Source organism: Staphylococcus casei (assembly GCF_030294405.1).
Taxonomy (GTDB): domain Bacteria; phylum Bacillota; class Bacilli; order Staphylococcales; family Staphylococcaceae; genus Staphylococcus; species Staphylococcus succinus.
In genome coordinates this window covers 2,796,607-2,808,898 of the sequence record NZ_CP125718.1, presented here as the reverse complement: position 1 = coordinate 2,808,898, position 12,292 = coordinate 2,796,607, and the positions used below count along the sequence as shown (strand labels likewise).

The 12,292-nt window shown below is 33.4% G+C and carries 11 protein-coding genes; 9 read left to right on the top strand and 2 right to left on the bottom strand.

Annotated elements, in window-relative coordinates; genetic code table 11:
• The first annotated feature begins 721 nt into the window (after positions 1–721).
• The 7 genes from rpmH (at position 722) to QMO72_RS13495 (ending at position 8,303) form a co-directional block, all read left to right on the top strand.
• The gene (rpmH, locus tag QMO72_RS13525) at positions 722–859 is read left to right on the top strand and encodes a 50S ribosomal protein L34 (protein WP_000240855.1); all 138 of its coding nucleotides are present in this window, start codon (positions 722–724) and stop codon (positions 857–859) included.
• 154 nt (positions 860–1,013) lie between these two features.
• A complete protein-coding gene (rnpA, locus tag QMO72_RS13520) occupies positions 1,014–1,361 on the top strand; it encodes a ribonuclease P protein component (RefSeq protein WP_199196639.1) in 348 nt (115 codons plus the stop codon).
• Positions 1,362–1,525: 164 nt separating this feature from the next.
• Entirely contained in the window at positions 1,526–2,905 is a 1,380-nt protein-coding gene (gene mnmE / locus QMO72_RS13515; RefSeq protein ID WP_103266194.1) for a tRNA uridine-5-carboxymethylaminomethyl(34) synthesis GTPase MnmE, read from the top strand.
• A 15-nt stretch (positions 2,906–2,920) separates the two neighbouring features.
• Positions 2,921–4,798: a tRNA uridine-5-carboxymethylaminomethyl(34) synthesis enzyme MnmG gene (mnmG, locus tag QMO72_RS13510; RefSeq protein ID WP_103266154.1), complete on the top strand. Its 1,878-nt coding sequence runs from the start codon at positions 2,921–2,923 to the stop codon at positions 4,796–4,798.
• Between the two features lies 1 nt (position 4,799).
• Positions 4,800–5,519 carry a 16S rRNA (guanine(527)-N(7))-methyltransferase RsmG gene (rsmG, locus tag QMO72_RS13505; protein WP_103266155.1) on the top strand — a complete coding sequence of 240 codons (720 nt, stop codon included), beginning with the start codon at positions 4,800–4,802 and terminating at the stop codon, positions 5,517–5,519.
• Positions 5,520–5,562: 43 nt separating this feature from the next.
• A complete protein-coding gene (gene noc, locus QMO72_RS13500; RefSeq protein ID WP_046837914.1) occupies positions 5,563–6,402 on the top strand; it encodes a nucleoid occlusion protein in 840 nt (279 codons plus the stop codon).
• Between the two features lie 446 nt (positions 6,403–6,848).
• Entirely contained in the window at positions 6,849–8,303 is a 1,455-nt protein-coding gene (locus QMO72_RS13495) for a carbon starvation CstA family protein (protein ID WP_103266156.1), read from the top strand.
• 447 nt (positions 8,304–8,750) lie between these two features.
• On the opposite strand, the gene QMO72_RS13490 is transcribed toward QMO72_RS13495, so the two are convergent.
• Complete coding sequence (locus tag QMO72_RS13490; RefSeq protein ID WP_103266157.1) at positions 8,751–9,764, bottom strand: aldo/keto reductase; 1,014 nt, start codon at positions 9,762–9,764, stop codon at positions 8,751–8,753.
• Positions 9,765–10,467: 703 nt separating this feature from the next.
• Between QMO72_RS13490 and QMO72_RS13485 the strand changes: the two genes are divergently transcribed.
• Both QMO72_RS13485 and QMO72_RS13480 read left to right on the top strand, forming a co-directional pair.
• Entirely contained in the window at positions 10,468–10,821 is a 354-nt protein-coding gene (locus tag QMO72_RS13485) for a hypothetical protein (RefSeq protein ID WP_103266158.1), read from the top strand.
• 140 nt (positions 10,822–10,961) lie between these two features.
• Positions 10,962–11,153, top strand: coding sequence for a hypothetical protein (locus QMO72_RS13480; RefSeq protein WP_103266159.1), 192 nt, complete (start codon positions 10,962–10,964; stop codon positions 11,151–11,153).
• A gap of 174 nt (positions 11,154–11,327) precedes the next feature.
• On the opposite strand, the gene QMO72_RS13475 is transcribed toward QMO72_RS13480, so the two are convergent.
• Positions 11,328–12,089, bottom strand: a complete 762-nt coding sequence (locus QMO72_RS13475) for an SDR family oxidoreductase (RefSeq protein ID WP_103266160.1) — start codon at positions 12,087–12,089, stop codon at positions 11,328–11,330.
• Between the last annotated feature and the right edge of the window lie 203 nt (positions 12,090–12,292).

Here is a 12,292-nt window from a genome sequence, read left to right as displayed (position 1 = left end):
ATTAACAAACTCCATATTTTGTAAATTTTAATAGTTATACACAAAAATAACAGCAGTGGATAAATAGAATCACAGCCTGTTGATAATTATCCACAAGTTACGCACAGTCAGTGGATAACTCATACATTACTATGAATTATGCACAGGACTTTTGTATATAATTTAATAAATCAAACCCTTTATGTATCAACAATTACATGACTTATCCACACAATTATACTTTTTAACATAGACCTCTGTCAAATGGGTGTGAATATGTTGTTAAATAGTATGGGAAGTTGTGAATAGTGTGAAAATTATCCACAAAACAGAACGCTCCATATGTGTATAAGTGGATAACTTTGAAGAATAAATAGTATACCAAAAAAAGAAACATTTGTGGGTCTTGGGAAATAATTTATAAAACTGTATGAAAAATGTATAAAAGTAAATGTGATTGTTTGGAAATGTTTTAAATGTGACAGCGAGGGCGTTTAAAGCAGTTCTTAATATAAATCTTTCATTATAATGATAATTTATGAAGGCATAATTAATTTAATCTATATTACTAAGATCTCTTAAATTGGTGCTTGCTTTATAAAATATATTTTGTTATATTGAAATAGTTGCTTGAATCAAGACTAGAAATTAATTAAGTTAAATCAAGACTTAAAGCAGAAGCGTATATTAATTTATCTATTATAATAGTTAGATAACCGAATAAACATGGAGGTGTTTTTACATGGTAAAACGTACTTATCAACCAAATAAACGTAAACATAGTAAAGTTCATGGTTTCAGAAAACGCATGAGCACAAAAAATGGCCGTAAAGTGTTGGCGCGCCGTCGTCGTAAAGGCCGTAAAGTTTTATCAGCATAAGATCACTGACTCATCAGTGGTCTTTTTTTTGGTTTTAATGAGGGAAATGACTTAAGCATAGTAGGAGTTTTTACTATATAATAGTAGCCTAGTTAGAGCTTAAGGCATATATTAAGATAGAATATATGTAATGAAGAAGATAAGCGAGTGATGTTTGTTGGAGAAAGCATACCGAATCAAAAAAAATAGTGATTTCCAATTTATTTATAAAAAAGGGAAATCAGTAGCTAATAGACAATTTGTAGTATATACAAAACTTAACAAAGATTTAGAACATTTTCGTTTAGGCATAAGTGTTTCTAAGAAATTAGGTAATGCTGTTGTAAGAAATCGTATCAAACGAGCGATTCGTGAAAATTTCAAAATCCATAAAGCAGATATTATGCCAATTGATATTATTGTCATTGCAAGACAACCAGCTAAAGATATGGATACTTTACAAATACAAGCTAGTTTAGAACATGTTTTGAAAATAGCAAAAGTTTTTAATAAACGTGTGTAAGTAGGGTAGGGGAGTAATGAATTAAGACTGCCGTTAGGCTTACATCAGACAAACCTAAGACTAACTTGTTCTGGTTTTCAATCAAGATGTTCGCTTTTTAATGTTAAACTATTTACAATATTATAATGATAATTTTTAAGTCGAGAAGGAGGCGAGATGTGATGATGGATTTAGATACAATAACGAGTATATCCACACCAATGGGTGAGGGCGCTATAGGTATCGTGCGTTTATCAGGTGTTGATGCAGTAAGTATCGTAGACAAATTATATAAGGGCAAAGACAAACTCGAACATGTTAAGTCACATACGATAAACTATGGTCATATTATTGATCCGGAATCAAAAGAAGTTATAGAGGAAGTAATGGTTTCTGTATTACGTGCACCAAAGACGTTCACGCGTGAAGATATCGTCGAAATTAACTGTCACGGTGGTATTCTAACAATTAATAGAGTATTGGAATTGACGATGACTTATGGGGCTCGAATTGCAGATCCTGGTGAGTATACGAAACGTGCATTTTTAAATGGGCGTATTGATTTGTCTCAAGCTGAGGCAGTGATGGATTTTATTCGTTCTAAAACCGATCGTGCATCTAAAGTTGCAATGAATCAAATAGAAGGTCGTTTAAGTGATATGATTAAGCGACAGCGACAGTCCATTCTCGAAATTCTTGCTCAAGTCGAAGTAAATATAGATTATCCAGAATATGATGATGTAGAAGACGCAACTACAGAATTCTTGCTAGGTAAATCAAATGAAATTAAAGCAGAAATCAATCAATTATTAGATACCGGAACTCAAGGTAAGATTATGAGAGAAGGCCTATCTACCGTTATTGTAGGAAAGCCAAATGTTGGGAAATCGTCAATGTTAAACAACCTGATCCAAGATAATAAAGCAATTGTAACTGAAGTTGCAGGTACAACACGAGATACGCTTGAAGAATATGTCAACGTTAGAGGTGTGCCTTTAAGGTTAGTAGATACTGCTGGTATACGCGAAACTGAAGATATTGTCGAACGTATAGGCGTTGAACGTTCTAGAAAAGCGTTGAGCGAGGCAGATTTAATTTTATTCGTATTAAATTACAACGAACCACTTTCAGAAGAAGATCGTAAACTTTATGAAGTAATTAAAAATGAAGATGCTATTGTCATCGTTAATAAGATGGATTTAGATCGTCAATTAGATATAGATGAAGTTAAAGCAATGGTTGGTGATATGCCATTAATTCAAACCTCAATGTTGAAACAAGAAGGTATTGATCAACTAGAAATTCAAATAAGAGATTTATTCTTTGGTGGCGACGTTCAAAGTCAGGACATGACATATGTTTCTAATTCAAGACATATTTCACTGTTAAAACAAGCTAGAAATGCCATTCAAGATGCTATAGATGCTGCAGAAACAGGTATACCGATGGATATGATTCAAATTGATTTGACGAGAACTTGGGAACTTTTAGGCGAAATCATCGGAGAATCAGCAAGTGATGAATTGATTGATCAATTATTTAGTCAATTCTGTTTAGGGAAATAATAAGGAGGAAAAAGTATGGCTCAAGAATATAATGTAGTAGTAATAGGAGCCGGGCATGCTGGTGTCGAAGCGGGACTTGCTTCAGCTCGACGTGGTGCGAAAACGTTAATGTTAACAATTAACTTAGACAATATCGCATTTATGCCATGTAACCCGTCCGTTGGTGGACCGGCAAAAGGTATTGTTGTACGTGAAATAGATGCTTTAGGCGGTCAAATGGCGAAAACAATTGATAAAACGCATATACAAATGCGTATGTTGAACACTGGTAAAGGTCCAGCTGTAAGAGCATTACGTGCACAAGCAGATAAAGTGTTATATCAACAAGAAATGAAAAAAGTGATTGAAGATGAAGATAATCTTGATATCATGCAAGGTATGGTAGACGAATTAATTATTGAAGATGATGTGATTAAAGGCGTACGTACAAATATTGGTACAGAATACTGGGCAGAGGCAGTAATCATTACAACAGGTACGTTTTTACGTGGAGAAATTATCTTAGGCAATATGAAATATTCAAGTGGTCCTAACCATCAATTACCATCTGTTTCACTTGCTGATAACTTACGCGGTTTAGGTTTTGATGTTGTGAGATTTAAGACAGGTACACCGCCGCGTGTAAATGCAAAAACAATAGACTATTCAAAAACTGAAATTCAACCCGGTGACGAAGTTGGTAGAGCATTCAGTTTTGAAACTACTGAATATATCTTAGATCAATTACCATGTTGGTTAACATATACAAATGGCGATACGCATCAAGTCATTGACGATAATTTACATCTATCTGCAATGTATTCTGGAATGATTAAAGGTACAGGCCCAAGATATTGTCCTTCAATCGAAGATAAATTTGTAAGATTTAATGATAAACCACGTCATCAGTTATTCTTAGAACCAGAAGGAAGAAATACAAATGAAGTATACGTACAAGGTCTATCTACAAGTCTTCCTGAACATGTACAACGTCAAATGTTAGAAACAATTCCTGGTTTAGAAAAAGCAGATATGATGCGTGCGGGCTATGCTATCGAATATGATGCAATTGTACCAACACAATTATGGCCAACATTAGAAACTAAAAAAATTAAAAATCTTTATACTGCAGGTCAAATTAATGGCACATCAGGTTATGAAGAAGCAGCTGGCCAAGGTATTATGGCTGGTATTAATGCAGCAGCTAGAGTACAAGACAAAGATGAAGTCATCTTAAGTCGTTCTGACGCATATATCGGCGTATTAATCGATGACCTTGTGACTAAAGGTACAAACGAACCCTATCGTTTATTAACTTCACGTGCAGAATACCGTTTACTGTTAAGACATGATAATGCAGATTTGCGTCTAACTGACCTAGGTTATGAATTAGGAATGATTTCAGAAGAGCGTTATGAACGTTTTAATAAGAAGCGAGAAATGATAAAATCAGAACAAGCACGTTTGAATAGTATTCGTATTAAACCGCAAGAACGTGTTCAAGAAATTATCGAAGCACAAGGTGGTTCACGCTTAAAAGATGGTATATTAGCTTTAGAGTTATTACGTCGTCCAGAAATGACATATGATTTAATTATAGACATTTTAGATGAAGCGCATCATTTGCCAGAAGATGTGGAAGAACAAGTAGAAATTCAAACAAAATATGAAGGATACATCAACAAGTCTTTACAACAAGTTGAAAAAGTAAAACGCATGGAAGAGAAAAAAATTCCAGAAGACTTAGATTATAGTAAAGTAGAAAGTTTAGCAACTGAAGCACGAGAAAAATTAACAGAAGTTAAGCCTTTAAACATTGCACAAGCTTCTCGTATTTCTGGTGTAAATCCAGCGGACATCTCAATTTTGCTTGTGTATCTAGAACAAGGTAAAATTCAAAGGGTGAATAATTAAGATGAGTGTAGAATGGTTAACTAAGCAACTCAGTACACATGGTATAGAATTATCTAATGAACAACAACAACAATTTCAAACGTATTATCAAATGCTTGTTGAATGGAATGAAAAAATGAATTTAACAAGTATTACTGAAGAACATGAAGTATATTTGAAACATTTTTATGATTCAATTGCTCCAAGTTTTTATACGGATTTGACTCAGCCATTAACAATTTGTGACATAGGTGCTGGTGCTGGTTTTCCTAGCATTCCTTTAAAAATTATTTTTCCGAATTTGAATGTTACAATTGTAGATTCTTTAAATAAGCGTATCCATTTTTTAAATCAATTAGCTGAGGCGTTGGGATTAGAAAATGTAAGTTTCGTACATGACCGTGCCGAAACTTTTGGTAAGGGAGCCTACAGGGAGTCTTACGATATTGTTACTGCACGTGCTGTTGCGAGACTTTCCGTATTAAGTGAATTGTGCTTACCTTTAGTTAAAAAGGGCGGACAGTTCATCGCTTTAAAATCATCTAAAGGTGAGGAAGAATTAGCTGAAGCGGGCTTTGGTATTGGAGTCTTCGGTGGAAAAGTACAGGATACTATTTCATATGAATTACCAGAAGATGCAGGTGAAAGACAGATGATTATTATCGAAAAAAGAAGCCAGACGCCGAAAAAGTATCCTAGAAAACCTGGAACGCCCAATAAGGCTCCATTACTAGAAAAGTAGAAGTTATTCAATACAATTAATTTAGAGGGAGCGCGTGGAATTTATGAAGAAACCTTTTTCTAAATTATTTGGTTTAAAAAATAAAGATGACATTGTTGGTTATATTGAAGAAGATTATAATAATAACGTTGAATCTATTCATATTGAGCGCATTGTGCCAAACCGTTATCAACCAAGACAAGTATTTGAGCCAAATAAGATTAAAGAACTCGCAGAATCAATAGAAGAGCATGGTTTGTTACAACCGATTGTCGTACGTCCAATCGAAGAAGATATGTTTGAAATTATTGCTGGTGAGCGTAGATTCAGAGCCTTACAAACTTTAGGTAAAACTTATGCAGATGTAATCATTAGATTTTTAGATGATGAAGAAACCGCGGTTGTTGCATTGATTGAGAATATTCAACGTGAAAATTTATCAGTGATTGAAGAAGCGGAAGCCTATAAAAAGTTATTGGAAATTGGAGATACGACACAGAGTGATTTAGCTAAAAGTGTAGGGAAAAGTCAAAGTTTCATTGCTAATAAATTACGTTTATTGAAATTAACGCCAAAAGTCATTGAACGTTTACGTGAAGGAAAAATTACTGAACGTCATGCACGTGCTATGCTAAGTTTATCTGAAGAAGATCAAGAGATATTGGTTGAGACGGTAATTAGTCAAAAGTTGAATGTAAAACAAACAGAAGCACGCGTGAAACAAAAAGTTGGACCTGAAAAAGTGAAGGCGCAGAGATTTGAATTTGCTAAAGATCTAACTGATGCCAGAGAAACAGTGGGGAAAAGCTTAGAAACAATCGAAAAAAGTGGTGTCTATGTTGAACACCAAACTAAAGACCATGATGATTATTATGAAATAAAGATAAAATTATACAAACGCTAAATATTATAGAAGCTCTTATCTCCTTTGAGATGAGAGCTTTTTTGAATACAAAGGAGAATAGAGCTTCTTAATGCAATAGCAAAGGCTATTGTAAACCGAGAGGAATCTCCTTTGAGATGAGAGCTTTTTTGAATACAAAGGAGAATAGAGCTTCTTAATGCAATAGCAAGGGCTATTGTAAACCGAGAGCAATCTCCTTTGAGATGAGAGCTTTTTTGAATACAAAGGAGAATAGAGCTTCTTAATGCAATAGCAAGCGCTATTGTAAACCGAGAGGAATCTCCTTTGAGATGAGAGCTTTTTTTGAATACAAAGGAGAATAGAGCTTCTTAATGCAATAGCTCCAAACGCATAAAACTAAATAAATTTGTATTGGTTATTGTGTAATAATACCAACTATGGTTAAATTAAGAAAACGCTTACATATTATCTAAGGGGGGAATAATATGATTACGTTTATCGTAGCCATTATTATACTAGTTGTAGGTTATTTTACTTATGGTAAGTATATCGATAAAATGTTTGGCACAAAATCAGATCGTCCAACACCAGCATATCATCAAAGAGATGATGTCGATTATCTACCGATGAAAACATCATCCAACTCATTGATTCAACTATTGAATATTGCAGGGGTTGGTCCTATTTTCGGGCCAATTATGGGAGCGCTTTATGGTCCAGTTGCATTTATATGGATTGTTGTGGGATGTATTTTTGCAGGGGCAGTTCATGATTATCTTACTGGTATGATTTCAATACGGAATAAAGGGGCACATTTACCTGAACTCGCTGGAAAATTTTTAGGTCAGTTTATGAAGCATTTTGTAAATATCTTTTCTATTTTATTGCTACTTCTAACTGGCACGGTTTTTGTAACGAGTCCAGCACTATTGTTACATAACTTAGTTGATGGTCGTATTGCATTGGGAATTATCATTTTTGTGATTTTTGTATATTATATCTTATCTACAATTTTACCTATCGACAAAATTATTGGGAGAATTTATCCAGTTTTTGGGGCATTACTTTTAATCAGCGCGGTCGGTATAGGTTTCCGTCTTATTCAAACTGGCGCACCGATACCTGAAATTAATTTAAAGAATATGCATCCTGATGGTGCACCGATATTCCCATTACTATTCTTTACGATTACATGTGGCGCGTTATCAGGTTTTCATGCTACACAAACACCGATTATTTCTAGAACGACAAATAAAGAGAAGAATGGACGTTTTATCTTTTATGGCATGATGATTGCAGAAGGTATTATTGCTATGATTTGGGCAGCAGCAGGAATGAGTCTCTTTAATGGTTATAGTGGACTTAATGAAGTTTTAGCGCGTGGAGAAGCGGCATTAGTTGTTAGTCAAGCATCCCACCTATTATTAGGTTCAGTGTTTGGTACTATAGCAGTTCTAGGAGTAATTATACTACCAATTACAAGTGGAGACACTTCATTCCGAAGTGCAAGAATGATTATAGCGGATTATTTAAATTATGGACAACGCAGTATGGCAAAAAGGGTTATTGTGGCAATCCCATTGTTTGTAATCAGCTTTGGTTTAACACAAGTGGATTTCACGGTATTGTGGAGATATTTTTCTTGGGCTAACCAAACCACTGCAGTTATTGCTTTATGGGTTGGAGCTATGTACCTCTTAATTGCTAAAAAGAATTTCTGGGTCGCAGCAGTACCAGCCGTATTTATGACATGGAACATTTTCACGTATATACTGAGCCAGAAGATTGGATTGGGTTTAGATTTAAATTTAAGTTACGGAATTGCATTTATACTTACAATCTTATGGATAGGTTACTTTACTTATCAATATAAGAAAATGACAGCTGGCGTTAAACTTGAACTCGATCATCCCATTCAACAGCAACAACCTATTTCATAATAAAGTAACAGGGGGAACGCATGTAGTGGCATGTGTTCTCTTTTAGTATGTCTAAAGGTAGTCTGAAAAATATAATATAAGTTTTAAAGTAGTTTTATAAAAGCAGTGCGTAGGTATGTAATAAAGTTTAATAGTATGAATTTGTATTCTATATAACGCTTTAACCGAAAGTGAGAGACAACTAAATTTAGCTATGAAAATGAGATATTATAGATTACGTAAGAAATGTTTTCGAGAAGTGTTACTTGTTTCACGACAAACAATGGTATGTTGAGACAATAATAGAAACTACCTTGATGTCCATCATTATTAACGCTAAACTGATTGTTTGATGTAGTTATAGATGACTTTTTAAAAGCAAATGTAGAAATAATGGAAAATACAAATTAAAAATGCCATGCTCTATTTAAATGATTAGAGCGCGGCATCATATGATATAAAATGTATTTATGATTTAAAATCAATTGGTAGTGGTGCATGTTGAGACACTAGATTGTGTTCACGCATTTCTTTCCAAAATGATGCTGGAATTTTGGTGTTTAAAGCTTCATTATCTTCAGCGATACGACTCGGTTTACTAGCACCTGGTATCACAGCTGCAACAGCTGGGTTAGCTAACGAAAATTGTAACGCTACAGCTTTAATACTAATATGATAGTTATCTGTAATAGATTTAATTTTTGCGACTCTATCAAGTATTTCAGGAGAAGCTTCTTGATATTCAAAAGTTTTACCACCTACAAGTACACCGGAGCTATATGGACCACCTACAATGATATCCATGCCCTGTTGCTGTGCTGCTGGCATAACGCTTTGTAAAGCACGCTCATGATCTAATAATGTATAACGTCCGGCTAATAGTGAAACATCTGGCTTAGGTTCGTCTAAATCTAACATTAATTCAATAGCTTCAGTTCTATTGACACCAAGGCCCCAGCCTTTAATGACACCTTCATCACGTAAACGAGTTAATGCACGAAATGCGCCCGTACGTGCAATTTCAAATTGACTAATCCATTCATCTCCGTATAAGTCTTGTGCCAGATCATGGATAAAGACAAAATCAATATGATCAGTTTTTAAGCGTTTTAAACTGTCTTCAATAGACTGTAGTGTTGCATCTGCACTATAGTCATTAATTATTTTATTCTTGCGACCATGTTTGAAAATACCGCCTTTTTCCTCAATATTGCGGGAAGATGAATCATCTATTTCATTAGATACGATTCTCCCTACTTTTGTACTTAATATATATTCATCACGGTTCTTAGTAGACAACGCTTCACCAAGACGGCTCTCAGACAGCCCTGCTCCGTAGATTGGTGCAGTGTCAAAATAACGTATCCCACTATCCCACGCTGTATTGACTGTTGCAATGGCCTCGTCTTCTGGAATATCACGATACATATTACCTAATGGAGCACTACCAAACCCTAAATTACTTTGTAGTATTTTTTTCATTTGAATTTCCTCCTTGTAACTTATAAGCTCAAATAACTGAACAACGTAAACATCATAATAACCATTGATATAATATTGTACGGAGTGTATTTCTAAAAATAATACTTCTCAATGTTAATGACCCTTATAAAGCTTATGCAATCAATTATGAAATATAACAGATCAAAAAAGAAGTACGCACTTTAAAGTGCGTATATCAAAAATTGAAGATTAATTTAAAAATAAATAAGTTATCATTTCAAAAACGTTAATGTGTAAAGTGTAAATTTATATATATAAATAAATTTTTTTACAAATGTATTACATTCAAATTTCTAACCAATTACAATTTCATTGTATATCATTATTTTGAGTATTAATTCGTGATTTTTTCAAAAATTATTGGTATGATGTTAAATCGTAAGTGATTAAGTAGAATAGTATTGTTTAAAGGAATAAGTATAAATATTGGTGTCATATATTAATTAGAATATAGCCCAAGTATTGTAATAATTGCATTTTTAGATAGCATGATTGAATTAAGATACGTATGTTATTCAAGCCAAACGTAAATTAAAATACAGTATTGTCATATTAGGATTAAGACTTTCTGTATGTATTAAAATAAAAGTTATTCCTTTAACACTTATTTGGATTATGTATTCAAAGCACTGCTCATACTATATCAAACTTAATACCTTAAATCGAAAGTAGAGGTATAAAAATGATTAAAGCTACACAAAGTAACACGGTAAATGATAAATATGAAGTGCAGTCTGTCGATAAACATTATTTGAAAAGATTAGAAAAGCAAAGCAATCAAGTATTTTATTTTTGTATAGAGCAAAGCGAAATATTGTCTTTTGAGCATCTTACTACTTTTTTAAAAACATCAAAAGAGACAAAGGCAATTATTGGAGATGAAAATACAAGAGCAACACTTACAGATGCTGGAAATGGTTACTATCAAGTAACTTTTATATATTTTGAGAAATCACTCAGTGCACTTAAAGAGGCAACAACACAGTTAACACTTTTAGAAGAACAAGAAGCGCGCAATTACATGTTGGCATATTGATCAGTATCCTTCTTTCATAAATTATGAGAGGAGGATATTTGTCAATTATCTGAGATTCTATAAATAACAGTTCATAAAATATGATATATATTCATTTAAATTGTATAATGTAAATACGCAGGATTAAAGGGGATGTATTTATGAAGAAGCAAGATCAACTCAATATTATAAAACAAAGTGATAATGAATCTAGGGAAGAATTAGATATACAAGAATTAAGAATTGCTGAATTAGAGCAAAATCAACAAAAAATCAGTAAGCTATACACAATACTCATAGTATTATTAGCATCTTTGACTGTGCTAGGAATAATAATAAAATATAAGGCTTAAATGAAAAGCGAGGTTCAATTATTTTGAGCCTTGCTTATTTTATTTGTAAATATCGTTATGGTGTGACCGCCTACCAATTTATGTCGAAATTAAAATAAAGCTGTGAGCGTAGAATGAGATAAATAAAAAAGGACCTAGAACTTGTTCTAGGTCCTTTTTTCATAGGATGAGTATTTAAATCGTATCTTTTTGTTGATGATACATAGCTTCAGTAAATTGATCTAGTTCAGTTTTTGACATTTTAAGACGCTCATTTGATGAACCGTAACCTATTGCCTTTTGGTCATTAAGTAGGCCTTCAAAAATTTCATTGATAAAATCACTAGGGTCAGCACCAAAAGTATGGATGCCTTTGCCGCCTAAATCTGTATTTACAGCAGGTGGAATGACTTCATAAACATTTGTCTGAGTCTCGGATAATTGGTGTCTTAAACTGACTGTAAATGCGTGTACAGCGGCTTTAGTTGCTGAGTATATGGGTGCAATAGCCATTGGAGCAAAAGCTAATCCTGAAGAAACATTGATGATACTTGAATCTGTGTTGTGCTTTGCAAAATGCTGACTAAATAAAATGGATAATTGAACAGTCGCTTCAAAGTTAGATTGAATTTCAGTATTGAGGTCAGACCAATGGCTTTCAGCATTAGCAGTTAAAATATTGAAGCGGTTCTGTATACCGGCATTATTTACCAACATATTAATATCTGGATAATTTTTAATAACCCAATGGTATAAATTTAAGCGATCTTCCGTGCTACTGATATCACACTGTATAGTGATGATTTCGGGAAATTGAGATTTGATGTTTTCTAATTTTTCTGTATTACGTCCACAGATAATGATTTTATTATTATTGTCATAAAACTTTTTGGTGAATTGCAAACCTATACCTGAAGCACCACCAGTAATAAGCATCGTATTATTTTTTATATTCATGAAACACACCTCTATTTTTGTAAGTGTGAAAAGTATATTCCGTTTACATATAAAATTCTAATAATAAACTCAAAATGCTTTTCTGCATGCATAAAAAATACACACTATGGGGTCTGACATTGATATATGAACAAGCGTTGCTTATATTTCCTAGGAAATAATCATGCTTATTTTTTTAAATTAATAGGATATGTGATATATTA

What these genes read in the sequence shown, in the direction of transcription:
- rpmH (WP_000240855.1), top strand. Translation starts at nt 722, where the DNA reads ATGGTAAAACGTACTTATCAACCAAATAAACGTAAACATAGTAAAGTT.
- mnmE (WP_103266194.1), top strand. Translation starts at nt 1,526, where the DNA reads ATGGATTTAGATACAATAACGAGTATATCCACACCAATGGGTGAGGGC.
- mnmG (WP_103266154.1), top strand. Translation starts at nt 2,921, where the DNA reads ATGGCTCAAGAATATAATGTAGTAGTAATAGGAGCCGGGCATGCTGGT.
- rsmG (WP_103266155.1), top strand. Translation starts at nt 4,800, where the DNA reads ATGAGTGTAGAATGGTTAACTAAGCAACTCAGTACACATGGTATAGAA.
- noc (WP_046837914.1), top strand. Translation starts at nt 5,563, where the DNA reads ATGAAGAAACCTTTTTCTAAATTATTTGGTTTAAAAAATAAAGATGAC.
- QMO72_RS13495 (WP_103266156.1), top strand. Translation starts at nt 6,849, where the DNA reads ATGATTACGTTTATCGTAGCCATTATTATACTAGTTGTAGGTTATTTT.
- QMO72_RS13490 (WP_103266157.1), bottom strand. Translation starts at nt 9,764, where the DNA reads ATGAAAAAAATACTACAAAGTAATTTAGGGTTTGGTAGTGCTCCATTA.
- QMO72_RS13485 (WP_103266158.1), top strand. Translation starts at nt 10,468, where the DNA reads ATGATTAAAGCTACACAAAGTAACACGGTAAATGATAAATATGAAGTG.
- QMO72_RS13480 (WP_103266159.1), top strand. Translation starts at nt 10,962, where the DNA reads ATGAAGAAGCAAGATCAACTCAATATTATAAAACAAAGTGATAATGAA.
- QMO72_RS13475 (WP_103266160.1), bottom strand. Translation starts at nt 12,089, where the DNA reads ATGAATATAAAAAATAATACGATGCTTATTACTGGTGGTGCTTCAGGT.